This is a genomic window from Serratia sp. HNCC26DJ244, assembly GCF_057180565.1.
In genome coordinates, this window is sequence record NZ_JBXUGO010000003.1 from 106,135 (window position 1) to 132,782 (window position 26,648).

Below are 26,648 nucleotides of genomic sequence, written 5' to 3' on the forward strand. Positions count from 1 at the left end.
CTGAAGCTTTCAGGTGGTTTTTTAACTCACCCATCCTAAGGAACCTGGCTTAGGCCTTTATTGTTGCGTTTGGCCTAGCTTGCTGAGTAACGCAGTAATATCAACAGGGTCGATATTATCCGGCTGCAGATAGGATTTTGCGTACTCATACCAAACACCCGATTGTAAAAAGAGCATAAACAACTCGCGGTCCAGATGGTTTTCGTTCGCCATATTAGTCATGATGTTGAGTGATTCTGACAATAGCTTGCCGGGTTTGTAAGGTCGGTCAGCGGCGGTGAGGGCTTCAAACACGTCGGCGATAGCCATTATGCGCGCTGGAATAATCATTTGCTGGCGGGTCAATTGATAAGGGTAACCTTTGCCATCCATACGTTCATGGTGCCCTCCCGCAATGGTGGCAACATTCGCCATGGTGTGCGGGAACGGCAATTTTTTCAGCATCACAATGGTTTGGATAATGTGCTCATTAATTTTGTAACGCTCTTCTTCATTCAGGGTGCCTTTCCTGATACTCAGGTTATAAATCTCCCCGTGGTTATACAATAAAGTCGGCTCTTTTACTTTGAAGTTGTAACTCTCGGGTAAGCGATTTTTGTCATCCCGATAAACGACATGTTCTTCTTTATCCGCCAGTAGTTTTTCCTGCACCGGCAGGGTGATTGCTGGGCGGCGTTTTTTCCGTGCCTGCTCTTCTAACGCCACACCGGCACTGTCATCAAGGGTGCGAGTCCAAGAGTATTGCGCAATTTGTTGAATACGGGCGACTGCACTGTCAGAGAGAAATTCACCACCCACATTAGATTGGGCAATAAAGTAAAAATCCTCATCCAATTGCTGCAGTTCATCATGTAACTGCTGCTCATCTTGGGGTGTTGCCGTGATTACCGCGTGCTGGCGCAGGTAGTTAATCTCTTTTTCGCGCTTCAGAACTTCAAAGCGCATACGCACTTCATGAATGCGGTCATAAATCATCTCCAGCTTGGTCGCTTTATCCACCACCGCTTCTGGTGTGGTGATTTTCCCGCAGTCATGTAGCCAACTGGCGATGTGTAATTCCTCCCATTCATTGGGCGAAAGCGTAAAGTCGGCAAAAGGCCCTGCTTTAGTTTCAACGGCGGCTTTAGCCAACATAGTGGTAATTACCGGTACCCGTTGGCAATGGCCGCCGGTATAGGCACTTTTGGCGTCAATCGCCCCGGCGATCAGCTCAATAAAGGCTGCCAACAGATTTTTTTGCTCTTGCAACAGATATTGGGTTTCTATCGCCACCGACAAACTCCCTACCAGGGCGTTGACCAGCTGTATTTTGCTGCTTTCTTCTTCGTTGCTTAATTCATAGGGGCAAAATAGCAGTAAGAACCCCATCAACTGTTGTTCATGCGTTTGCATCGGCACCGCGATATAGCGCAGGGGTAAATGGGGTTGCATAAAATTGAGCAATTGACTGGGGAGGTTATCATTATCAAATACCCCAGCCACGGTTTGGCCAGACAATATCTGCCCAAGCGGGCCTGAATGCTGCTGATCAAGTTGTAGCGCTGCGATGGTTGATATATGCGGGTTTTCACCTGCCCAGTTGAACGCAATAGGGGAAAAATAGCCCAGCTCCTTGTCAGATAAAAAAACAATTCCCCCATTCATTGCGGCGATTTTACTGGTTTCATTAAGCAGCCCTTGCATCTGCTGCGGAAAGTCATCTTTAACCGACAACAGGCTACCCATCGAGATAAACTGTTTTAGTGTCAGCTTCATTTTTGACATGGCGTTATGTAAATCGTCAACTTCTTCAATTACTGACGGCTTTTCTGGCTGATCGTCGAAATGCAAATTACTGATCGCGTCGGCATCTTGGCGCAAACGGATCAGTGGCCTGGAGATATGTAATGAAAAATACCAGACCAGCAGCAGGCTGAGCAGCAGCAAACTCAGGGCGATTAACGTTGAGCGGTTACGGATAGCGTTAGCATCTGCGGTCAGATAGGCCGATGGGGTAGAGGTGACCAGCATGTAGTGTTTATCGTGATCATCAAGTTTGATCACCGAGCCATACCAGCTTTGACCTTGGGCAGTAAACAGGATGCTGTTACCGCTATGTTCATCCTGCTGCGTGCTGAGCAACGTTTGTAACACCGGGATCTTGGCAATATCGCGTAATTGTTCACTACTGCTCGCGGCCAACTGTTTCAATGGTGGCTGGCTGGCGAGAATTTCATTGGCAAAATTGATCACCGCCGCTTGGCTATTGGGTGGCAGATTGCGTTCAAGAAACAGGGAAAGTGACGCCAGTGAAACGTCCAGGCCGATAATAGCACCGCTATGTTTATCCTGTATGCTGTAAGTAAAGCCGGTTTCACCGCTAGCTTTAAAGGTGTACAGAGGGGAGGTCACCAGATTTTGTGCCTGGGCAGCAAGTTGATACCAAGGCCGTTCCCGGGGGTCAAAATGGTTAAACGGCAGGTTTTTCGTCATGATAACCTGCTGCTTGCTATCTAAAAATATTGCCTTGGTTTCCGGCTCACTGTCTAAAAAACGGTTACTCTGCGCCAGCCATTTAGCATTGTCTGGTGCCTGGAATAACGTGCGGTTACCGTCAGTAAGACGGCGCAGAATAAAAAAGTCCCCATTGGGGTAAGCGCTATAGATGGCATAGGCATAATCATTCTGTTGCAGCACCGAGAGCATCAAAGGAATGGTATTGATTCGTTGCTCAAGTGTCGTCGCTTGCATGATGCGAGTACCAGCAAGAATATTGACTGACATCCTCATGCTGCCAGTAATGGAATTTAACTCCGCCGCAATGATCTCACTGGCTTTCTGGTTCTGTCTGTTGGTGCTGGCTTCAGTGAGTTTAGTCAGTTGCTGATGGCTGAAGAAAACGATTGCACTGCCGATTGAGACAATTAGCAAAGTAAAAAGAGCAGCAATTTGGATATGCAAAGGGTAGCGTTTGCTGAATCCGCGCTTCTGTTCTGCCATGGTGCTCGCCTTGGGTGTCAACGTGTATATTGTTTAATCATAGACCAGACAAGGGGAGTTCTGTGAATGGCAATTGAATAACATGTTATTCGTGCAATATGTCACTTCCATTGAGGTGATATGTCATTTTCATGCGAAATGTCATGGAATCTCACCAAATATGACTATTAAATTAACAAGGTTATAATCTTACTGATACCTGCCTACGCCAGCCATATAAGAGTATAACGTCAATCACTAAGATTGTGACTCAATCACTTTTTAGCCCGGGTCCTCTGTGCCAGGTGCCCCGTTAGCACCCTCTGGTTAATCAACGTTATTGGTCACCAGCCTGAACAAATGATGTTTGTTCCCAATCAGCTTGTTTGGAAGGGATGTCTATGAATCAATTTATCGTTGCAGAATCTGAAGCTTGCATTGGTTGCCGAAGCTGTGAAGTCGCTTGTGTCACAGCGCACAACCAGGGGGAATACCCCAGTAAACGGGAGTACTTTACCCCACGGGTGAAAGTCATTCGCGGGGCAAGTGCCAATACCGCGGTGTTTTGTCATAACTGCGAAGATGCACCTTGTGCCAATGTTTGCCCGACCGGGGCGATTGTACAAAGCAACAGCAGCATACTGGTCAGCCAGGAAAAATGCATTGGCTGTAAATCCTGTGCGGTGGCTTGCCCGTTTGGCATGATGACGGTGGTGACTGAAACCGTGCAACCGCCTAATCATCGGCTTGCGGACAGCTATCAAAAAATCGAGGCGCAGAAGTGCGACCTCTGTAATGAACTCAATCATGGCCCGTCCTGTGTGCAAGCCTGCCCGACCCACGCATTACGCTTGGTTGATCAGCAAATGCTGGCGGATCAGCAGCAGGAAAAGCGCTTGCGCGCTGCGGGTTGTAATACACCAGGCCAACCGTTTGGCAGCAGTGCCAAACAGCAGGGGGGCAGTGCCCAGCCAAAACCGATCCTCGATTTATTGCAACAACCGCGTGCTCCACGCCTGGAAGCCAGCAAAATTCCCCTTGAAGCACGTAAAACCACCTTTGCCGAGATCTATAAGCCATTTAATGAACAGCAGGTTGAGCAGCAGGCTGAGCGTTGTTTGAGTTGTGGCAAACAGAGCATTTGCTCCTGGACTTGTCCTTTACATAACCAGATCCCGCAATGGATCAAACTGGCGGAGCAAGGGCGCATTTGGGAAGCGGCAGAATTGTCGCACCAGACCAGTAGCTTGCCAGAGGTCTGTGGCCGTGTTTGTCCACAAGATAGGTTGTGTGAACAATCCTGTACCCTTAATGACCATGGGGGTGCCGTCACCATTGGTAATATCGAACGCTATATTACCGAAACCGCCTTTGAACTGGGCTGGCGGCCAGATATGTCCGCAGTAAAACAGAGCGGCAAGCGGGTGGCGATTATTGGCGCCGGCCCTGCTGGTTTAGGGTGTGCCGATATTCTGGTACGCAATGGCATCAAGCCAGTGGTGTTTGATCGCTACCCGGAAATTGGTGGCCTGCTGACCTTTGGTATCCCGGCGTTTAAGCTGAGCAAAGATGTGATGGTCAGACGGCGTGAAATTTTCAGCTCAATGGGGGTGGAATTCCGGCTGAATACCGAAATCGGTAAAGACATCTCGATGGAAACATTGCTCAATGATTACGATGCCCTGTTCCTTGGCGTAGGCACTTATAAGTCAATGCGTTCCGGCCTGGAAAATGAAGATGCGCCGGGGGTTTATGAGGCATTACCTTTCCTGATTGCCAATACCCAACACTTAATGGGCTATGACGACAACCCGAAGAGCCCCTACATCAATATGGCGGGTAAACGGGTGGTAGTGCTGGGTGGTGGTGACACCGCGATGGACTGCGTGCGTACCTCGTTGCGCCATGGTGCGGAGCAGGTGATTTGCGCTTATCGCCGTGATGAAAAGAGTATGCCCGGTTCGAAGAAGGAGGTGAAAAATGCCCGCGAAGAGGGGGCGGAATTTATGTTTAACCTGCAACCGCTGAGTATTGTGGTTGATAAAGAAGGCAACGTGAGCGGTATTCAGATGCGCCGTACCGAAATGGGGGCCCCAGATAGTCAAGGCCGTCGGCAGGCGGTACCTGTGGCAGGGTCTGAGCATATCGTCCCTGCGGATGCAGTGATCATGGCCTTTGGCTTTAGTCCACACCGCATGGGCTGGCTGGCGGAGCATAATGTGCAACTGGACCGGCAAGGGCGGGTGGTTGCGCCAACGGTGGCTGGCTATCCATACCAAACCAGTAATCACAAAATATTTGCAGGTGGCGACATTGTGCGCGGGGCAGACTTGATTGTGACCGCTATTGCTGAAGGGCGCAAAGCTGCGGAAAGCATTGGTTATTATCTTAATGTGCTGTAATGCAGCCCAAGGAGTGACGGGATGAATCAATTTGTTATCGCCGATATGAAGCTCTGTATTGGTTGTCGCACTTGTGAGATCGCTTGCGTTATGGCTCATAGCGATGAGGATTCACTGCCAATGACAGCAGAGAATTTTAATCCTCGCTTGAAGGTAATCAAAACGCATAATGTCAGTGTGCCGATATTGTGCCGCCAGTGTGAGGCGGCGCCTTGTTTGAATGCTTGCCCTAATAGTGCGATTTACCATCAGGATGACAGTGTTCAGGTGCAGCAATTACGTTGTATTGGCTGCAAAAGCTGTGTATCGGTCTGCCCTTATGGTGCGATGGAGGTGGTGGTCTGCGCTACCGCTAACGGTCAGCAACAGGTACAGGCGAATAAATGTGATCTGTGCAAAGACCGCAGTGGTGGCCCGGCGTGCGTCGAAGTGTGCCCAACCAAGGCATTAACCTTGGTCCGCCCGGCAGATTTGCAAGCACTACAGCAGGAAAGGCAATTGCGCGCAGCGCGCGGCGCAACACCAGACCTGCGTTAATAACAGTGAGTGATCGATCCCACTCGGTGACATGCTGAGTGGGATTTTTATTGGTGCAAGGTCAACCGAATCGCGTTTTTTTCGTATGTACTTGCGAAGTATGAAGGGCATAATCGACATCTTCACTGATAACAAGTTTGCGTAAGCAAAGCGAAGTATTTTGGGAGGAGAATTAAAATGAAATAGAATTGAAACAAAAAGAAATTATGATTTCGTTTTTTAAGTGAAATTATTCAATTTTTGTTATTGCAAAGCCCTTATCAAGTTATGATATTATCAGCAGCCAGGGGTAATTCATCACCCTGATAGCAAAACTAATTTAAATTCCAAGACCCCTTAATAATTCGATTTGCCTATAGGCGGCAAGTCCGAGGGGCGCCAAGAGCATAGTCAACTATGGGACTGGTGCGCAAGGATGCAGCCAACAACCAAGCAATTTGAAGTATGACGGGTATAGTTTATTAAGCGAGTTAGACATGAACATACTGAAAAAAATGACTGTTTTCGCCTTTATTATTTCAATTTTGTCAGCTTGTGATTCAGACGGTGGTTCAAGAACAATTTCTGTGGCAGAAGAAGAAAAGACGTCTGAAGAAAAAACAAACCCCGAAGAGAAAGAAAAGACCGATCCGGAAGAGAAAGAAAAGACTGATCCGGAAGAGAAAGAAAAGACCGATCCGGAAGAGAAAGAAAAGACTGACCCGGAAGAGAAAGAAAAAAAAGAACCTGTCGTTATATCAACTTATACTGCCGCATCTGAATTTGGTAGTTCTGATGCATCTGGCGCAGTAGCATTAGACAGTAACTATATGATAGTGGCAGACGATGAAGCTAATGTCTTGAGAGTTTATCCGCGTTCTACCACGGAGTCTACTCAAGCAATTAATGCTGTTAACGAGTGGGATTACAGCGTATTGACTGGGTTGACTAAAGAGTTAGATGTCGAAGCATTAGCTTGGTATCAGCCTGGGAAATTATTGGTTATTGGTTCACATAGTAACAAGCAAGATGGTGGAGAGGCAGTAGCGGATCGTGGGCATCTGTTTGCCGTTAATGTAAAAGGTACGGGCTCAGAAACAACATTTGAATACATTAATAAATACTCAGGGTTAGAACAAGATCTTATAAGTTGGGATAACAATAATATACATGGGAAAGGTGTTGGCTATTTTGGCTTTAATCGCTCAGCTGCTGCGGGTAGTGTACCTGAAAGTGTCAGTGGTTTTTCGATTGAAGGTGCTACTATCAATGGAGATACATTGTTGTTAGGATTTCGAGCTCCACAGATGGATCAGCGAGCACGTAATAAGGCCCTGATATTACCGGTAACTAACTACATAGATTTAATAAATGGTACAGCATCGACAGCGCAATTTGGCGAGCCTTTTGAATTAAACCTGGGTGGTCGAGGGGTACGGGATATTATACGTAGGGATGACTACTATCTTATTGTTAGTGGTCCTTCAGGTCTATCCACTACTGAAGTGAAGCAAAACTTTGTCTTATTCAAATGGTATGGTGGTAGTGATCAACCCATTATGCTTGATAATGACTTGGAACAGTTAAGGGCGATAAATAAAGGCAGTATTGAGTCTATCGTACAGACGGTTAGCAAAGAAGATAATTTACAGTTTCTATTAGATAATGGTGATACTATTTGGCCAGGCCGAACAGCTATTTCTAAAGATTTACCTGCCAATGAACAACAGTTTCAAGGGGCATATATGCAGGTAGGCCAACAGTTAGAGGACCAACAAGCACCTAACTTAGTCAAGCAATTCCCAGCCGATGGGGTTGTTGGCGTTAACACGGATACTCGTATTGAGCTCATTTTTGACGAAGGGGTCACTCTAGGCAATGGTAAATTAGCAATCTATCAAGGCAATCAGTTATTTTCTTCTTACAATAATGAAAGCTCTGAAGTTTCAGTGGTATTTAATCGTTTAGTCATTCGGCCAACAACAAAGCTTGAAAACGCTAAATCGTACTCATTACGTATTGAAGATACATTAGTTAAAGATAGTGCAGGTAATGATTTTAACGGTAAGGAGCTTGGTACTTTCGTTACGGCGGGTGAACCAACAAAACTTGAGGTTGGGGATATTCAGTTTGTAGCAGCTAATGCTGAAGCACCAGATGCGATAGCATTTATGTTGATGAAAGATATCAACGGAGGTACGGGAATTATTTTTACGGATCGTGATTATTATAGTGTTAAAAATACATTTTGGGATAGGAAAAAAGCCAAGCCTGCATTAAATGAAGGCGTGTTCATGTGGACCGCAGATCGTAATTTAAAAGCGGGAGACATTGTTACTATTCAAACTGATACAGCTTTAAGCCCAATAGCCGATGTAGGCCAGGTGATAGGTTCACCCTCTGGTCTTAGTAAGGAAGAAACTATTTATGCTATGCAAAGCACTGTTGTTGAAGGCTTGGCAGATGGATTTTCTGGTGAAATTAAAGAACCAGGGAAGTTTCTTGCGGCTATAACATTAGGTGGTCAATCAGGCAGTGATATTCCATCTGATTTAACCGGTAAAAACCTAATTTTCATCCCTCAAAGTGGACCGGCTGATCAAACAAATGCCATCTTTGATGTGGAAAAATGTGGTCGTGACCCTATAGATATACAAGCTAATATTTATAATCAAGGCTGCTGGAAAGTTACCTTTAAAAGTGAAGGGGCTGCTGGATTTCCTTTATTTGATAATAACAGTCTCTTTGCAATTCCATTTAAATAGAGCTCAGCCTGGCGTCCAAAAACAGGCTATAGACTAAATAATTCGAGTTGCAGGACAAAACGCAAAGCGTTATGCACAGCGCTTGCGTTGGCCCGAAGGGTGAACCTCATGGAAGAGGTTCATTAATCCCCTGGGCTGTCTTGAACACTATTTTTTAAGAGGTAACACTGTGATAAGAATCATCTCACGCGCTACCTGTTTTGTTTTTCCTATGGTTTGCCGCCAATCCATTGAGGGTGACACTGATCGCGTTATCTGACAGTTTGTCATACGTAATGATTTTTATCATGACAAAAATGATTGATAGATACGCTAACAGGTTATGAGATGCAATCTATCATACTGTTCGAGTTTGAAAATCATGCAGTTTTGGAATAATGATATTTATATTTTTACCGTTAGAGTAATTATCTCAAATTTATGCTCAATAACCAAATAAAATTAAATCAATGTGAATATGAGTAGATTATTAAAATATATTATAAATGATGTGCTCGCAGATATATTTATACATATGGAATTATTTATAACCTTTGCTTTTTGGTGGGTGATTTACCCTGAGTATTGGTTTTTATTAAGCCTGTTAACAATTATTATCACCCCAATCATTATTTATTTAAAAAACAAAATTATTTATTTCTGTAAAAATAGCTTTAATAAAAACCACTAGTTTATAGAATAGCGTATTCATCCTTGCCAGTTTAGTTTTCGCCTCAAAACGCCGGACAGGCTCACCCTGGTTATGAGCTGCGCCGTTTCAATCAGTGAATCGCAACCGGTTCTGCCCCATCTCCTTACGCACTGTCGGTAAACAACGGGCAGCAACCACGCTCTTCGATTTCTTCTTCCCTACTAACACCTTACTGATATGCAGATACCTGGTTAATCTGCACGCTATCGACCAGTAATATGATTCAGTGCGGCTCTTTAGTGCTCATCCTGAAATATTCCCTCTCTATAGTCATTCATCATGTTTTATCCTCGTCTAAAAGTATCACGCGCTAAGATTAATGTATTTTCAACCAGTCAGTGATGAGTTGATTGATTGTTACTATATGAATTTATTGGTAAAAAACCAATTTTAACCTAACGGTAACTGAATTTTTCATCGGAATTGACAAAAAAAAGCATATCCATCATTTTCTAACTGCACGACACGTCTAACCTGTCTGACCTGTCATGCCATAGAGTAAGGACTCAGTAGTGACGACCAAAATGTCTGTAGTGCAACAAGCTATTCAGCAGATAGAAGCACGGATTGGCGCAGGAGAATGGGCCGTTGGGCAGCGTCTCCCCTCACAGCACGAACTGGCGAAAATACTTCAACTTAGCCGCGCTTCATTGCGTGAAACACTCAGTTATCTTGAGTCACGCGGGCTGGTCAGTATCAAGCCGGGGAAGGGGGTGTATGTTGCCGCGCGGGCTTCAACGGAACAGCCGCAGTGGGGGTTTGAAAACTACTCACTGGCTGAAGTGTTGGCAATGCGCCATCAGCTTGAAGGTTTTGCTGCCGCTCATGCTGCGGTCAACGCCATAGAAAGCGATATTGTCGGTCTGGAGACGTCGATTGCAGATGCCTATCAGGCGGCAAAACAGGGTGATCTGTTAGTGGTTAAGCTGTGTGACCTGGATTTTCACGCCCAGATCATTCGTATTGCCGGTAATCGTTTGTTGCAAGAGATTATCAAGCTCATTCGTCAACCGTATGAGCAGAGTAAAACACCACCGCACGGCAGTTTTGCGGATATGGAACCGGCGTTAGCGGAGCATAAGCAGATCTTTTTAGCCATAAAAATGGGTGAGCCCCATTTGGCCCGAGAGGCTATGGAACAGCATCTGCAAAATGCCGCCAAACGCGCCAATGTTCAACTCGTACTCAACCCGGCTGGTGTTGCTATCGGGCGATGAGTCTTGGTGAGCAAGACGCCAGCCAGTGATTGGCGAGTCAAATTGGTAGGCACCGTTTTGCAGGCGGTCAACGGCGAGGCTCAGGGATAAAGCGAGTGTTCGTCTGCGGTCAATCAAAGCGACAGTTTTAAGTCGCCAAGGGATAGTGGGTCTTTTTAATTAACATTTCAGGAGCGATCATGATCAAGAAATTCACGTTGAGTGTCGGGGCTAGTTTGTTGTTGATGGCAAGTATGGCGAATGCTGCCGAACCCACGAAAACACTGAAAGTCTGTACCGAAGCGAGTCCCGATGGCTTTGACTACTCCTTGTATCATGCCAACTCTACGGCTGATGCCTCATCTGAGGCGCTGTATAATCGCCTGATTGACTTTAAACCAGGCACCACGGAACTGAGACCTGCCCTGGCAGAAAGCTGGGAAATTAGCCCAGACGGTAAAACCTATACCTTTCACTTGCGCAAAGATGTGCAATTCCATACCACCCCTTGGTTTAAACCCACACGCAATATGAATGCGGACGATGTGGTTTATAGCCTGCAACGCCAGATTGATCCGAACAACCTATGGTATAAAACCGCCGTACAAGGTTGGTTTTACGCACAGGCCATGGGTTTTAAGGAGATGATCAAATCGATTGATCGTGTTGATGACTACACAGTGCGCATCGAATTAAACCGCCCTGAAGCCCCATTCTTGGCCGATTTGGCCATGGGCTTTACCTCGATACTTTCACAGGAATATGCCACGCAATTAGAAAAAGCAAACAAAGTGCGCGATATGGATGTGAAACCGGTGGGTACCGGGCCGTTTGTCTTTAAGCGTTATAACAAAGATCAGATGGTCCGTTATGAAGCCAACCCGACCTATTTCCGCGGTAAGCCAAAAATCGACCAATTGATTTTCAGTATTGCCCCTGATGCTTCTGTGCGCTTACAGCGCCTGAAAGCCGGTGAATGTGATGTGATGCTCTACCCGAGCCCACAAGATTGGTCAGCCATTGAAGCGGATAGCAAGTTTAATTTGCTTAGAGGCCAGGCACTGACCAGTTCTTATTTGCAGGTTAATACCCAAAAGCCACCGTTGGATAATAAATTGGTGCGTCAGGCATTAGCCCTGGCGGTGGATCGCCCTAATCTGATTAAAGTGGTGACCGCCAATGCGGCATCGCCAATGACCAACCCCTATCCGCCTTCACAATGGAGCTATGACTCCGATATTAAGCCCCTTGAGCTGAATATAGAGAAAGCCAAGCAACTCCTGGCGCAAGCGGGTCATCCGAACGGTTTTGATATGGAGATCTGGGTGCGTCCTGGTACCAGTGGTTCTAACCCGAATCCTAAATTAACCGCTGAAATGTTGCAGGCAGACTTCAAGAAAATTGGTGTCAACGTCGATATTAAAACCATTGAGTGGGGCGAATTATTACGCCGAGCGCGTGATGGTGAGCATATGTCAGTGGTATTGGGTTGGGCGTCAGATAATGGTGACCCAGATAACTTCCTGTCAAATAACCTCTCCTGTGCAGGATTGGAAGATGGCAGCAACTTCTCACGTTGGTGTGATAAACCCTTTGATCAATTACTGAAAGATGCACGTGCTGAGTCCAATATTGAAAAGCGGACTGCAATGTATAAACAAGCGCAGGTGATCTTCCAGGAGAATTTACCGTGGATCCCACTTTTCCACCCGCTGAATGCGTTAGCAACCAGCAAGAAAGTCACGGGTGTGGTGGCGAGCCCATTAACGTTGAATAGCTATGCGGATGCGGATATTACTAAATAATATTTATATCCTACCGTAGTTTCTAAACGTTAACGCCTTATTAATCCGTCCCCCTTAATCAAGGGGGATCGGATCATCATTGTTAGGAAACAACATGAGCCATACTGCATTAACCGAACAGGTCTCGCGCCTGAGTGATTTGCTGAATGTAATTAATTTATTAAATTGGGATGCCAGCACCGGAATGCCAAATGGTGCAAGCCTGCATCGTGGGCAACAAATTGCCACTCTCAGTAGCTTGGCTCAAAATATCATCCTCTCCAGCGAGTTCGCCGCTGCACTGGCTGAAGAGCAACAACGTGCTGATTTAACCCTGCACCAGCAGCGTTCACATCAGGCATTAACTCAGGCAATAGCCCATTATAAAAAAGTACCCGCCAGCCTGGTGATCGAACAAGCACAACTGGTGGCGGTGGCTGAAGTGGCCTGGCGTGAAGCCCGGGCGCAGAATAAATTCCACCTGTTTCAGCCCTATCTGGAAAAGATTGTTGATTTAAAACGTCGCTTTGCTGATGCGGTAGGCTATGAAAACCACCCTTATGAGGCGTTGACCCACGAGTACGAGCCAGGCTTGACCGTACCGGCACTGAAAACGCTGTTTGCCCAGTTGCAGCAACGTCTATTACCGCTGGTAAAACGGGTTCATACCGCCCCAAAACCAGATAATGCCTTTTTACACCGCCACTTCCCGGTGGCACAGCAGCGTGAACTGTCCACCCAATTGGCGGCAATGATTGGCTATGACTTCCAACGGGGTCGCCTGGATACCACCACCCATCCATTCGAAATCTCCATCACCCGTGAAGATGTGCGGATTACCACCCGCTTTAATCCGCAATTTATCAACGCCGGGTTATTTGGCACCTTGCATGAAGCGGGTCATGCCATTTATGAGCAGAATGTTTCCCCGGCGTTGACGGGCACGGCATTAACCCTGGATCTGTTTGGCCTGTATGCGGTGGCGGGTGCCAGCTATGGGGTGCATGAGTCGCAATCACGCCTGTGGGAAAACCGCGTGGGCCGCTCACTGCCGTTCTGGCAAAACCATTATGCCACTTTGCAGCACACCTTCCCGGGGGTACTGGACGATATTTCACTGGAGCAGTTCCACCGAGCCATTAACCGCTCGGAGCCTAGCCTGATCCGTGTGGAAGCGGACGAGCTGACTTATGACTTCCACGTCATGTTGCGGGTTGAAATCGAGATGGGGTTGATGGATGGCAGCTTGCGCGTTGCAGATCTCCCCGCGTTCTGGGCAGAGAAAATACAGGCCTATCTGGGGATAAAACCGACCACCGACACGGACGGGGTACTGCAGGATATTCACTGGTCAAAGGGCATGATTGGTGCGTTCCCTACCTATACCTTAGGCAACGTCATGGGGTCACAATTTATGGCTGCGGCACAGCAACAGCAACCCTCATTAGAGCGTGAATTGGCTCAGGGGAATTACGCGCCGCTCAAGGATTGGTTGACGGAAAATATTCTGCAACATGGCCGCACCTATTTACCTCATGAACTATTGCAACGCGTTACCGGAAATGGGCTGGATGCCACCCCCTATCTGGATTACCTGGAACAGAAATTTACCACGCTGTACCCCATTTAACGCCAGCCTGTTAAGGCAAGTCCTGCCTGGTGGAGAGGGCGGAGCAGGGAAGTTTAACCGCTTCACTCCGCTCCTTCGCCATCAGCAGAAGGTTAGCCACGTTTAACCAGAGGGAGAAGTAATGAAAATTGCAGATATGAACTGGATGCAGATCGAAAGTTATCTACAACAGGACGACCGCGTTGTGGTGCCGCTGGGCAGTATTGAACAGCATGCTTATTTAAGCGTCGCCGTGGATATGATCCTGGCGGAAAAAGTGGCGCTAGATGCAGCAGAACCGTTGGGGATCCCGGTTTATCCGGCGATACCTTTTGGTGTCACCCCTTATTTTGCGGCTTTCCCTGGTACGGTTTCTTTACGGGTCGAAACCTATGTACGCCTGATCCACGACTTGCTCGATAGCCTGGCCCGTTCGGGTTTCAAACGTATCGTGCTGGTGAATGGCCATGGCGGCAATCAGCCGGCACATAGCGCGGCCACTGAATGGATGCTCAGCAATCCCGACGTTAAAGTGCGCTTCTATAACTGGTGGAATGCGCCCAATACCTTAGCCAAGGTCCGTGCGGTGGATCCGACCTCTTCCCATGCCTGCTGGATGGAGAACCTGCCTTGGACGCGTTTGGCCCATGCACCTTGCCCCGATGCCCGCAAAGCCCCCATTGATTATCAGCGTTTTCATGTGATGAACGCTGAACAGGTTAAAGCCTATCTGGGGGATGGCAATTTTGGTGGCTACTATCAGCGCCCTGAGGAAGTGGAGCAAGCCATGTGGCAGATTGCCGTTGCTGAAACCCGCGAGATTTTGCAAGGACCCTGGCAATGAGTGATTCACCGATTGTGATTTGGGGCGCCGGTGCCATGGGGGGCACGTTGGCTGCCTATTGGATCCGCGCCGGTAAGTCCGTATTGCTGGTGGACAATAATCCCGCGCATGTCGCGGCGATTAACCAACAGGGCTTACGCATTAGTGGTCCGATAGAAGAGTTTGTCGTCAGTGCCAAGGCGGTATTACCAGAGCAGCTTTTTACATCCGGTGCGCAGGGTGAAAGGGTTGCTGAACAATATCCGCGTATCTTCCTGTGTACCAAAGCCCAGCATACAGAAGCGGCCTGCCGCACATTGGCCGCGCATCTGGCACCAGAAGGTGAAGTGGTCTCGGTACAAAACGGCTTGAATGAGCTGATTATTGCCGACATTGTCGGTGAATCACGTTGTATTGGCTGCTTTATCAACTTTGGCGCCGATATTCTCGAACCGGGGCATATTCATTATGCCGGGCGCGGCGCGGTGGTGGTCGGCGAACTGAACGGCACCTTGACGCCTCGGTTGGCTGATATTCACCATCTAATGCAGCTATTTGAGCCCAACGCGCAGCAAACGACGCAGATCTTCAGCTATTTATGGGGAAAGTTGGGCTACGGAGCCATCTTGTTTGGCACTGCCTTGACCAATGAATCCATTGTCGATGTGTTGTCACATCCAGATTATCGCGCGGTTTTGATTGCCATTGGTAAAGAGGTTTGCGCTGTTGCTGAGGCCGCCAATATTCCGTTGGAAGGCTTCAACGGTTTTCATCCCCCGGCTTTCCGTGCTGATGCTGCCATGGCAGATAGTAACGCCTCAATGGATGCCATGGTGGAATTTAACCGTCGTTCGGCCAAAACCCACAGTGGTATCTGGCGTGATTTAGCCATCCACAAACGTAAAACCGAAGTGGATCAACAACTGGGGGTGATCGTCGCTAAGGCGGCTCAGCTAGGCATTGCGACTCCATTGTTGCAGGCGGTCATCACCGGTATTCATCAGATTGAACAAGGTACAGCGTTGTCGTGGAGTAACCTCGATCAGGTAGCGGCACTGCTCAATCCATCGTTTTTCAGCAGCACAAGGAGTGACCAATGAAGGCAGATTTTACCGGGCAGACCATCATCGTAACCGGTGCAGCGCAGGGCATTGGCCGGGCGATAGCCCAGTCTTTTGCTGCCGCTGGCGGAAAAGTGTGGGTTTGTGATGTTGATGCCGAGACCCTGGCGGTCACCCAGCAAGCGTGCGGAAGCCAAGCACAGGCTCGCACGGTGGATGTGACGGTTCAGGCCGACGTTAACGCGTTTGTGGCGGAAGTGGGCAAGGTTGATGTGTTAGTCAATTGTGCCGGTGGGGTACGCGGCCAAGAGGGGCAACCCCTGGAGAGCGTGACGGCCCAGCAGTGGCATGCCCTGTTTCAGGTTAATGTGGACAGCGCCTTCTGGTTTGCCCAAGCGGTAGCACCCGCGATGAAAGTCGCCAACTATGGTCGGATTATCAATATTTCCAGTGGTGCGGGGCTGGGCGTCAGCCTGACCGGTATACAAGCCTATGCGTCAGCAAAAGCGGCACAAATCGGTTTGACTCGCCAACTCGGTCATGAATTGGGGCCATTTGGTATCACGGTTAACAGCGTCGCACCGGGGTTTGTGCGTTCTAACCCCAGCAGTGAGCGTCAGTGGCAAAAATTTGGTGAGGCCAAACAGCAGGTGATTCTTAATCAAATCGCCACACGCCGTTTGGGCACCGGAGAAGATATCGCTAATGCCGTGCTGTTTTTTGCCGCGCCAGAGTCTGGCTGGATATCCGGACAAACGCTGTCGGTAGATGGTGGTAAGTAACACATTGAGCTTCACCCGGTACGGTAGCGCGTCACGCCTGCCGTACCTAGCTAGCAACAGGGATAGCGATGATTAAATTTATTATCAAGCGGTTACTGATGTTGATCCCAACGTTTATTGGGATCACCTTGATTACCTTTATGCTGGTCCACCTGATTCCCGGTGACCCGGTGGAGATTATGATGGGGGAACGGGGCATGGACCCGGCCTATCATGCGGAAATGCTGAAAAAGCTCGGCTTGGATCTGCCGTTACCCCAGCAGTATTTCAATTATCTGGTTAACCTGGCCCATGGTGACTTAGGCATCTCGTTAACCTCCAATGAGACTGTGCTGCATGAATTTTTAACCCTGTTTCCGGCAACCTTGGAATTGGCCACTGTCGCGATGATCCTGGCGATTATCGTCGGTATCCCTATCGGCGTATTAGCGGCGGTTAAACGTGGGTCAATTTTCGATCATGGGGTGATGGGGCTGTCGTTAACCGGCTTTTCCATGCCGATATTCTGGTGGAGCCTGATTCTGATCATGTTCTTTTCGGTACAACTGGGCTGGACGCCAGTATCGGGGCGGATTGATCTGGATTTTGATATTGAACCCCACACCGGGTTTATGCTCATCGACTCCTTGATTGCCCAATTCCAGGATCCCGAAGCCAATCAGGGGGCGTTCCTTAATGCCCTTAAACACCTGATCCTGCCATCGATTGTGCTGGCTACCGTGCCGCTGGCGATTGTTTCACGGATGACACGCTCGTCCATGCTGGAAGTACTGCGTGAAGATTATGTGCGCACTGCTTATGCCAAGGGCTTATCCCCCATGCGGGTAATTTTCGGCCATACCTTGCGCAATGCGTTGATCCCGGTATTAACCATTATCGGTTTAAGTGTCAGCTCATTATTGGGTGGGGCGGTGATGACGGAAACCATCTTCTCCTGGCCCGGCATTGGTAAATGGCTGATCGAAGCGATTGGCCGGCGTGATTATCAGGTGGTTCAGAACGGCATTTTACTGGTAGCGACACTGGTCATTATGACCAACCTGATTGTGGATATTTTATACGGTGTGGTTAACCCCCGCATTCGTCATGCTTAACAGGACCTGATGATGGCTCAGACTATGTTGAATAATCTCGATGCTACGGTAGAACAGGACGATATTTCTGGTAGCTACCCCTCGCCGCTGAAAGAGTTTTGCCAGAGCTTTTTGTCTAATCGTGGTGCCACGGTAGCGCTCTGCTTTATGTTAGTGGTATTGATTGCCGCAGTTTTTGCCCCGTGGTTAGCGCCTTATGATCCGATTACCCAATATCGCGATCATCTAATGCAACCCCCGATGTGGGAGGCCAATGGCAGCGCCGCGTTCCCATTAGGGACCGATGAAGTGGGCCGCGATATTCTTTCCCGCCTTATGTATGGCGGTCGTTTATCGCTGTTTATTGGTTTTTGTGCGGTGCTGTTTGCCTTGATTCCAGGTGTACTGCTTGGTTTATTGGCGGCGTTTTACCCCCGGTTTATCGGCGTTGCCGTGATGCGCTTAATGGACATCATGATGTCGATGCCTACGCTGTTGCTGGCAGTCGCCATTATGGCGGTGTTGGGCCCAGGCTTACTCAATGCGATGATTGCCATCGCCATTGCCTCACTGCCCGGCTATGTACGCTTGACGCGTTCCTCAGCGATGATGGAATTGCATCGGGACTATGTCATGGCGGCCCGCGTCGGTGGTGCAGGGACGTTACGCCTGATGTTTTTCACCGTGTTGCCAAACTGTATGGCCCCGCTGATTGTGCATATGACCATGAGTTTCTCTTCTGCCATTTTAGAAATTGCCGCACTGGGCTTTTTGGGGTTAGGCATTCAACCGCCACAGCCTGAATGGGGAACCATACTGGCTTCAGCGCGTGAATATATGGAGCGCGCCTGGTGGATTGTCACCATGCCGGGTCTGACAATTTTGTTATCGGTGGTCTCCATCAACCTGATCGGTGATGGTCTGCGTGACGCATTAGATCCTCGACTCAAGCAGGCAGGATAAGGTGAACACATGAGTCTGTTAGCTATTCGCAATCTTTCTGTAGAATTTGGGGCGCGGGCCAAACCTTTTCGCGCCGTTGAAAATGTGAATTTAACCGTCGAAGAGGGAGAAATCGTCGGGATTGTTGGGGAGTCAGGTTCCGGTAAATCGGTCACTATGATGGCGATGATGGGATTGCTGGAAAAGCAGGGGCGGGTGTCTGCCGATACCCTGAGCTTTAACGGTAATGACATGTTGCGCATGTCACCCCGTGAACGCCGCAAAATCATTGGCAAAGATATTGCCATGATTTTTCAGGATCCGATGTCATCGCTTAATCCCTGCTATACCGTGGGTCGGCAAATTATGGAAGTGCTGACGTTGCACCATGGCTTGAAGGGGAATGCGCTGCTGGAGCGTGCCATTGAATTGATGACCCTGGTGGAGATCCCTGATCCTGAGCGCCGTTTGGCGGCTTATCCGCATCAGTTATCTGGTGGCATGAGCCAGCGAGTGATGATCGCCATGGCTATTGCCTGTAAGCCTAAACTGCTGATTGCCGATGAACCAACTACCGCGCTGGATGTGACCATTCAGGCGCAGGTGATGGAGTTGTTATTAAACCTGCAGAAAACCCAAGGCATGGCGCTGATCCTGATCACCCACGACTTGGCGGTGGTGGCGGAGATTGCCCATAAAGCGGTGGTGATGTATGCCGGGCAGGTGGCCGAAGTGTCGGCGGTGCCTGATATTTTCCGTCATCCGCACCATCCTTATACCCAAGCGTTGCTGAAATCGATCCCTGAGCACAGTAAAGGGACCGAGCGGCTATTTACCTTGCCAGGGATTGTACCTGGGCAATATGACCGCCCAGCGGGTTGCCTGTTGGCTCCCCGTTGCCCTTACGTCAAGGAACAATGCCGCACGCAGCGGCCTGAACTCACGGTTACGGATCACTATGCCGTCAGGTGTCACTTTCCTCTCAGCGCCGAAGGTCAACCATGAAAACAATATTACAGGCCACCGATCTGACTCGTCATTATCAGGTGGGGCAAGGTTTTTTGAGTAAACCCCAGTGTGTCAAAGCCCTTAACGGGGTCAGCTTTTCACTGGAAACGGGGAAAACTCTGGCAGTGGTGGGGGAGTCCGGTTGCGGCAAATCGACTCTGGCGCGCCAGTTGACACTGATTGAACCGCCCACCTCAGGTTCACTGGTGTTGGATGGTCAGGACGTGGTGGGGGCCAATGACGCCCAGCGCAAAGCGATGCGCAGCAAAGTGCAGATGGTGTTTCAAAACCCCTATGCCTCGTTAAATCCGCGCAGCAAAATTGGCACCCAACTGAGTGATCCGCTGGTGATCAATACCTCACTCAGTGCTAAAGAGCGTGAAGAGCGGGTGCGAATGATGATGATGAAAGTAGGGTTACGCCCGGAGCATTATCAGCGCTATCCACACATGTTTTCCGGCGGTCAGCGGCAGCGGATTGCCATCGCGCGTGCCATGATGCTCAACCCTAAAATTGTTATTGCTGATGAACCCACCTCGGCGCTGGATGTCTCCATTCAGGCTCAGGTGCTGAACCTGTTTATGGATCTTCAAGCTGAGTTTAATACCACCTATGTATTTATCTCCCATAACCTGTCGGTGGTGGAGCACGTGGCCCACGATGTGATGGTGATGTATCTGGGGAAAGCGGTTGAAATTGGCAGTAAAATCTCGCTGTATGAACAGCCGTTACATCCTTACACCAAAGCATTACTATCAGCGACGCCGACGATTCATCCAGAAGATCGCAAGATAAAAATCAAGATCACCGGTGAGTTACCCAGCCCGCTGAATCTGCCTTCTGGCTGTGCTTTCCATAAACGTTGCCCATTTGCCGATGAACGCTGCCAGCATGAAGAACCGCAGTTACGCCACTTTGGCAATACGCAGGTGGCTTGTCACCATGTGGAGCGCATTAATTAACTGATCATCGTCAGCTACGGCCAAGAATTCTTATTGTTATTAAGGTGTTAAAATGGATGTTATCAAGCCGGTTATCGTGATTCATGGTGGCGCAGGTACCATTAGCCGCCACGCAGTCAGTGCCGAGAAAGAGCAGGAATACCATGCGGCGCTGCGCCATATTTTGCAGGCGAGCCAGCAAATTCTCACCGCCGGGGGAAGCGCTGTTGAGGCAGTCACCCTGGCAGTGACGATGTTGGAAGATTGCCCATTATTCAATGCGGGGAAAGGCGCGGTGTTTACCCATGCGGAAACCCATGAGCTGGATGCCGCAATCATGCGTGGCGAAGATCAGCAAGCCGGTGCGGTTTCTTGTGTCAGCCATCTCAAAAACCCCATCAAGGCGGCTCGCGCGGTGATGGAGCATAGCGATCATGTGCTGTTTGTTGGGGAGGGCGCAGAAGCCTTTGCCCAGCAACACGCGTTGGAATGGGTAGAAAGCAGCTATTTTTCTACCGAAGCCCGGCGTGAACAGCTCTATCGGGTGAGAGGGAGTCAGGGGGGAAGTGTTCTTGATCATAGTGGCGAAGCGTTAGCCGCAGCGCCAGCCCAAGGGGCCAGCCCGATTAATGAAGATAAAAAATTCGGTACCGTAGGTGCTGTGGCCCTTGATCATCAAGGGAATCTGGCGGCGGCAACCTCCACCGGTGGTATGACCAATAAGCAGGTGGGCCGCGTTGGTGATACGCCGATTTTTGGTGCTGGCACCTATGCGGATAATCAGACTGCGGCGGTCTCCTGTACCGGTACCGGGGAATCTTTTATGCGCCAGGTCACCGCCTATGATGTTTGTGCCTTAATGCGTTATGCCGATTTGTCGCTGGAACAGGCCACCAGCAAAGTGGTGATGGAAAAGCTACCGACTATTGGCGGCGAAGGTGGCCTGATTGCGGTTGATGCACAGGGCAATATCAGCCTGAGTTTTAACAGCGAAGGGATGTATCGGGGCTATGCCTATGCCGGTGATGAGGATGTTGTCACGGCGATCTTTAAATAGGTCGCGGGCGGGTCATTAAGAAAACCGCAGTAAGCGGCGTTAGGATAACCGACCAAACGCGGCGCTAAGTTGTTTAGCGCTGCGCTTAATATCACTTAGCTCAGGTAGCTGATGAGAGAACCTTCCCCAGTTATATGCTCTGTACCAATAACTTCCAGTGATATATCCTCTTAACGTATCCCCATGGCACTTGAGAATTGCTTTCTTCCCCTGCTAATCGTTAAGGAAAATTTCAAAATGGCACACCTTTGTGGAAATAGAATAAAGCGTGGCAATAGAATAAAGCGCCTGACGTTATCGCTGTTATTGGCTTGTTCTAGCCAGGTGTGGGCAGAGGCCCAGATACAGAATGTTACCCTGACTGATGCCACGGTTTTTATTCGAGGGGCTGAGTTATTTAACCATAGCCAAGTGACCTTACCTGCGGGTGAAAGTGAAATTATTTTTACCAATATCGCCAGTGAGCTCAATGAGCAAAGCCTGCTGCTTGATGCCGATAATGGTGTGGTGGTGCAATCCTTTAGTCTAAAACGCGATTTCTTGGCGGAGAGCGACTCGGCAGAAGTGCAACAACTGACTAAACAGATTGAATCAGCCCAGAGTGAACAGAGCAAACTGAATGTACAACGGGAAGTGATCAAGTCGCAGCTTGCGGTGCTGGAAAGCAATCGTAAACTGGGCGGGGAAAAAGAGGGCGCTTCCATTGAGCAAATCAATCAGATGCTGGAGTTGGTCAGCCGCCGGGGGAATGAGTTGCTGCTGGCGGATGTCGAACTGCAGGAAAAAATCGCTGTGATTGAAAAAAATATCGCTAAACTGCAAAGCCAACGGGATGATGCACAAGAAAAAAGTGGTGAGGCGGTTAATCAGGTGGTGGTGAAACTTTATACCCCTAAAGCCGTCACCAGCAATCTCAAGTTATCCTATGCCATCCCTGATGCCGGTTGGATGCCCACCTATGATGTGCGGGTTGATAGCATTAATCAGCCAGTCAAGTTGAGCTATAAAGCCAATGTGTTTCAGAATAGTGGCATCAATTGGCACAACGTCAAACTGACACTCTCCAGCGGTAACCCCAGCGAGGGGGCACAAGCGCCCACATTAGCCCCTTGGTATCTCGATTTGTATCGGGACTACTCTGCCAGCAAGGTGAGTGAGTCGGTTCAAATGGAAGCCCCGGTTGTTGATATGGCGGTGGCAAAGTCTGCGCCAGCCCCAGCATTGGCCAAACGTGCATTGTCTGATTATGTGGTGACAGATACTGGCGGTATTAATAGCCGTTTTACGATTTCCCTGCCTTATAACATTACTTCTGATGGTAAAGGTCATGCGGTATTGATCAAGGAAGCACAGGTGCAGGGGGATTATCGCTATGTGGTGGTGCCGAAAATTGAACCGGAAGCCTTTTTACAGGTTCAATTAAAAGAGTGGGAAAAATTGAATCTGCTGCCAGGCAAATCGAGTATCTTCTTTGAAGACTCCTTTGTCGGCCAGGGATATATCAATGTAGCTGATGCCAAAGAGACGCTGGATCTTTCATTAGGGCGAGACAAGAAGATAATTGTTAACCGCGAAAATGATAAGCAATTTACCGCTAAGCCAGAGTTTTTTGGTAATTCTGTGAATAAACAGTATGCCTATATCACCACAGTTAAAAACACCCGCAAAGAACCGGTTAAATTGGTGGTGATGGACCAGGTGCCGCTTAGCCGTGATGCGGCCATTACCGTAGAAGGGCTGAAGTACCCGGGCGCTACCTACGATAAAGACACCGGTGATGTGCAGTGGCTGGTGGAACTGCCGGCGAATCAGACACAAAAATTCGCCCTGGATTATACGGTTAAATATCCGAAAGATAAGCAGGTCGCCAATTTGTAATCAGCCGGGGTTATGGTGATAGCCATAACCCCGTTTTTCTGGGTGCTCTATTTGGCAGACAATAATCAAAGGACGTAGCAATATGATGACAGGAAGAATAAAAAGAGTCCTCCTGGCGACACTGCTACCGGTACCCTTGGCCGTTTTGATGTATTTACCCTTTACTAGACTGTTCGACCAATCTATCTAATTCGAATTGCTTGATAAAACGCGTCGCGACTCGACGAAGTCTGTTATTAGGCAAAGGGTACTGAGGGGGCGTGGCGGCAGCTGCCGCCGATAAATTTGGTGACTGGGATATTAGCTTGGCAGAATCATGCATGTCTTATCCAGTAACGATTCCACTGAAGCACGATTGCCCCGATCCAAACCTCGTTTGGTAGTTAACAAAATAAAGCCTTTTTGCCCTGAAAATGTGCTGGGTATCAAAGCAATGCCATATTCGGCCAATTGTGGTGATGACAAATTGAATCCTTCAGCCACTGACTTGATGGGGTCAATGCCCATCGCAGTAGGCTGCAGGACTCGGCGGGCATAATAGGTATGCTTCAATAAGGTATCTGGCAATGGTCGCCAGTTGTCATCGATATATGGACGTTCAGCCTGTAATTGGCGGTAAACATCTTCACGCAGGCAGGTCAGATGAATATGTAACTGGTTCTGGCTGCGACCATAAGCTGAGTTGATCGCCATTGCTAACATAGTTTCTGGGATCGGTTTTCCATGTTCAGCTGCCAGTCGGTAACGCATCAACCATGCATAACCGAAGTAATCAATGCGACTATCCACTAAAAGTTGAGGGCTTTCGATACCCGACATTGCCGCGGTCGGCACCAGAATGAAATGATAAGGAAAACGTGGATTTTGGATAATGCTGAAACCTTGACCTTTACCACTAGGAATATAGACCTGCTGGCAGGGAAACGCGCCACGTTTGTGTTGATAGTTGGCCATACAGACCTTGTCAACCACCGTCCAGAGGGCGTCAGAACGTGAACAACCAACGAGAAAGACTACCCCCAGTAGTAACAAACTGCGGAATAAGCAAAACTTCAAATGTTTCTTCATCTTATTTTCCTGTATCAATATTGTGAAGAAAAAAAACAGCATAGCTCAAAAACACTTGAAACCCCGTTCCAATCGGTGTAGCCTCGCCACGTTTTTTCCACTCACTCATTTCGCAAGGAGGTATAGCATGAATCATCAACAACTGTTTACCCTTTGCAGGCTCAATCCTCAGGCATAAATTCCCGTCTTTAACAGAGTCGTTCAGATATTGCCAAGGCCTTGGCCTGCCATATTCTAATTAACCCATGCTCTGCATGTTGCAGCACTCAATAACATGAGTGATTACCTGCAACTAAAATCAGCGTGGGAGAACGAAATTAATCATCAGGATTAGTTATGGGCAATATTATACGCTCTGTTGTGGCACAGGTTTCAGTGATTGCTGCGCCACACACCTGGATTGAAGGTAATGCAATCCAACAACTTGAAACCACCGCTAAACTCCCGAATATGTTACGTGTGGTCGGTATGCCAGATCTTCACCCTGGGCGCGGTTATCCGGTAGGTGCCGCTTTCTTTTCACAACACCGTTTTTATCCGGCTTTAATCGGTAATGATATCGGATGCGGTATGTCGTTATGGCAAACCGATTTAGCGGTGATTAAACACTCCCCGGATAAACTGGAAAAAAAGCTGGGGAATATTGATGGCCCTTGGCAACAGGCGTTATCGCAGAATATCGCGCCGGAATTGGCAGATTATCGCCATGCGTTAGGGACGATTGGTGGAGGTAATCATTTCGCTGAACTGTTGCAGGTTGATGAAATTTATCAACCCGCTATCGGCGTGGATAAAAAACGCTTATTACTACTGGTGCACAGTGGTTCACGGGGGTTAGGGCAAGCGGTACTGGCACAACATATTACCGCTTATGGCCACCATGGGTTGCTGGAGGGAAGTGAAGAAGCGCGGCTTTATTTGCAGCAGCATCAACAGGCATTGGATTTCGCGGTGACTAACCGGCAAATCATCGCCCAGCGAATACTGCAGCGTTTACGCACCACCGGTGATTGTCTGCTGGATGTTCATCATAACCTGCTGGCTCCGGCCACGGTTGAAGGGGTGGATGGCTGGTTGCACCGTAAAGGGGCGACACCGGCGGATGAAGGGCTGGTGGTGATCCCCGGCTCACGCGGTGATTACAGCTATTTGGTTAAGCCATTACCCTCTGCGAGCAGCCTGTATTCACTGGCTCATGGCGCAGGGCGTAAATGGATGCGCTCTGAGTGCAAAGATCGTCTATCGGCGCGTTTTACCACTGAACAGTTGGCGCGAACCCGTTTCGGTAGCCGGGTAATTTGCCGCGATCGGCAATTAATCTATCAAGAAGCGCCGGAGGCTTATAAACCTATTGATAGCGTGATTGAGGCATTACAACAAGCAGGTTTGGTGACACCACTGGCACGATTGAAACCGGTGCTCACCTACAAAACCCGTGGGGGTGCAGAATGATTTTATTACAGATTTCTGCGGCTCACGGGCCTGATGAGTGTTGTTTGGCGGTGAGCTTGGCGCTGCGACAACTCTGCCATGAAGCGCAGGCTTTGCAGGTAGAGTTGCATGAAATTGAGCGTGAATGTGGCCGCCAAGCCGGGACGTTACGTTCCGTGCTGCTTACCCTTAATGGTTCGGCGGCTGAACAGCTGGCAGGGCAATGGTGCGGTACCTTGCAATGGACTTGTGAGAGCCCGTGGCGCAGCGGACGAACCAGAAAAAACTGGTTTATTGGTGTGGCGCGATTTTCCCCACTGACGCTGTCAACGGAGCGTGAGATCAAATTTGAAACGTTGAAGTCCTCTGGGCCAGGGGGACAACATGTGAATAAAACCGAATCGGCGATTCGTGCCACTCACCTTGCCAGTGGGATCACGGTAAAAGTGCAGTCGGAACGTAGCCAACATGCCAATAAACGACTGGCCTGTTTATTGATTGCTCAGCGGCTGGAGCAGAGTGAACAGCAGCAGTGGGCGCAACAACGGGCTCAACGGCGGATGGTTCATCATCACATTGTCCGTGGTGCGCCGGTTCGTGTGTTCGTGGGACGTGATTTTACGCCAACCCGCTAAGTGACGGGTTGGCGAGCAGTAATAAGAA

At 48.9% G+C, this 26,648-nt stretch carries 19 protein-coding genes; 17 read left to right on the forward strand and 2 right to left on the reverse strand.

All coding sequences use genetic code 11. The features are described 5' to 3' along the window. Positions 1–57: 57 nt before the first annotated feature. Positions 58–2,979 (reverse strand): HD domain-containing phosphohydrolase, encoded by a 2,922-nt coding sequence (locus AC2A06_RS03580; RefSeq protein WP_484379382.1) that lies wholly within the window; start codon positions 2,977–2,979, stop codon positions 58–60. Between the two features lie 380 nt (positions 2,980–3,359). On the opposite strand from AC2A06_RS03580, the gene aegA reads away from it, so the two are divergent. The 15 genes from aegA (at position 3,360) to AC2A06_RS03655 (ending at position 23,486) form a co-directional block, all read left to right on the forward strand. After that, positions 3,360–5,360, forward strand: coding sequence for a formate-dependent uric acid utilization protein AegA (aegA, locus tag AC2A06_RS03585; RefSeq protein WP_023491731.1), 2,001 nt, complete (start codon positions 3,360–3,362; stop codon positions 5,358–5,360). 21 nt (positions 5,361–5,381) lie between these two features. Further along, the gene (locus tag AC2A06_RS03590; protein ID WP_484379383.1) at positions 5,382–5,897 is read left to right on the forward strand and encodes a 4Fe-4S dicluster domain-containing protein; all 516 of its coding nucleotides are present in this window, start codon (positions 5,382–5,384) and stop codon (positions 5,895–5,897) included. 476 nt (positions 5,898–6,373) lie between these two features. Continuing rightward, positions 6,374–8,641: a DUF3616 domain-containing protein gene (locus tag AC2A06_RS03595; RefSeq protein WP_484379384.1), complete on the forward strand. Its 2,268-nt coding sequence runs from the start codon at positions 6,374–6,376 to the stop codon at positions 8,639–8,641. 1,203 nt (positions 8,642–9,844) lie between these two features. Then, the gene (locus AC2A06_RS03600) at positions 9,845–10,549 is read left to right on the forward strand and encodes a FadR/GntR family transcriptional regulator (protein ID WP_484379385.1); all 705 of its coding nucleotides are present in this window, start codon (positions 9,845–9,847) and stop codon (positions 10,547–10,549) included. Between the two features lie 179 nt (positions 10,550–10,728). Beyond that, positions 10,729–12,333: an ABC transporter substrate-binding protein gene (locus AC2A06_RS03605; protein ID WP_484379386.1), complete on the forward strand. Its 1,605-nt coding sequence runs from the start codon at positions 10,729–10,731 to the stop codon at positions 12,331–12,333. Between the two features lie 94 nt (positions 12,334–12,427). Next, positions 12,428–13,942 carry a carboxypeptidase M32 gene (locus AC2A06_RS03610; protein ID WP_484379387.1) on the forward strand — a complete coding sequence of 505 codons (1,515 nt, stop codon included), beginning with the start codon at positions 12,428–12,430 and terminating at the stop codon, positions 13,940–13,942. A 121-nt stretch (positions 13,943–14,063) separates the two neighbouring features. Next, the gene (locus AC2A06_RS03615; protein WP_023490257.1) at positions 14,064–14,765 is read left to right on the forward strand and encodes a creatininase family protein; all 702 of its coding nucleotides are present in this window, start codon (positions 14,064–14,066) and stop codon (positions 14,763–14,765) included. Next, complete coding sequence (locus tag AC2A06_RS03620; RefSeq protein WP_484379388.1) at positions 14,762–15,844, forward strand: ketopantoate reductase family protein; 1,083 nt, start codon at positions 14,762–14,764, stop codon at positions 15,842–15,844. Before AC2A06_RS03615 ends, AC2A06_RS03620 begins: the two co-directional genes overlap by 4 nt. After that, complete coding sequence (locus AC2A06_RS03625; protein WP_484379389.1) at positions 15,841–16,587, forward strand: SDR family NAD(P)-dependent oxidoreductase; 747 nt, start codon at positions 15,841–15,843, stop codon at positions 16,585–16,587. Before AC2A06_RS03620 ends, AC2A06_RS03625 begins: the two co-directional genes overlap by 4 nt. A 68-nt stretch (positions 16,588–16,655) precedes the next feature. Beyond that, positions 16,656–17,681: an ABC transporter permease subunit gene (locus AC2A06_RS03630; RefSeq protein WP_023490260.1), complete on the forward strand. Its 1,026-nt coding sequence runs from the start codon at positions 16,656–16,658 to the stop codon at positions 17,679–17,681. Positions 17,682–17,705: 24 nt separating this feature from the next. Beyond that, positions 17,706–18,623 (forward strand): ABC transporter permease, encoded by a 918-nt coding sequence (locus tag AC2A06_RS03635; RefSeq protein ID WP_484379487.1) that lies wholly within the window; start codon positions 17,706–17,708, stop codon positions 18,621–18,623. A gap of 9 nt (positions 18,624–18,632) precedes the next feature. After that, entirely contained in the window at positions 18,633–19,607 is a 975-nt protein-coding gene (locus AC2A06_RS03640; RefSeq protein WP_473197873.1) for an ABC transporter ATP-binding protein, read from the forward strand. Beyond that, entirely contained in the window at positions 19,604–20,572 is a 969-nt protein-coding gene (locus tag AC2A06_RS03645; protein ID WP_484379390.1) for a peptide ABC transporter ATP-binding protein, read from the forward strand. The genes AC2A06_RS03640 and AC2A06_RS03645 overlap by 4 nt, the downstream gene beginning before the upstream one ends. Positions 20,573–20,624: 52 nt before the next feature. Further along, entirely contained in the window at positions 20,625–21,608 is a 984-nt protein-coding gene (locus AC2A06_RS03650; protein WP_484379391.1) for an isoaspartyl peptidase/L-asparaginase family protein, read from the forward strand. Between the two features lie 237 nt (positions 21,609–21,845). Further along, on the forward strand, positions 21,846–23,486 hold the full coding sequence (locus AC2A06_RS03655; RefSeq protein WP_484379392.1) for a DUF4139 domain-containing protein: 1,641 nt from the start codon (positions 21,846–21,848) through the stop codon (positions 23,484–23,486). A gap of 300 nt (positions 23,487–23,786) precedes the next feature. Here AC2A06_RS03655 and AC2A06_RS03660 read toward each other — a convergent pair whose 3' ends face one another. Next, the gene (locus AC2A06_RS03660) at positions 23,787–24,554 is read right to left on the reverse strand and encodes a CDP-diacylglycerol diphosphatase (protein WP_484379393.1); all 768 of its coding nucleotides are present in this window, start codon (positions 24,552–24,554) and stop codon (positions 23,787–23,789) included. A gap of 336 nt (positions 24,555–24,890) precedes the next feature. Between AC2A06_RS03660 and AC2A06_RS03665 the strand changes: the two genes are divergently transcribed. After that, a complete protein-coding gene (locus AC2A06_RS03665; protein WP_484379394.1) occupies positions 24,891–26,006 on the forward strand; it encodes an RNA ligase RtcB family protein in 1,116 nt (371 codons plus the stop codon). Next, positions 26,003–26,620, forward strand: coding sequence for a peptide chain release factor H (gene prfH / locus AC2A06_RS03670; RefSeq protein WP_484379395.1), 618 nt, complete (start codon positions 26,003–26,005; stop codon positions 26,618–26,620). The genes AC2A06_RS03665 and prfH overlap by 4 nt, the downstream gene beginning before the upstream one ends. The last annotated feature ends 28 nt before the right edge of the window (positions 26,621–26,648 follow it).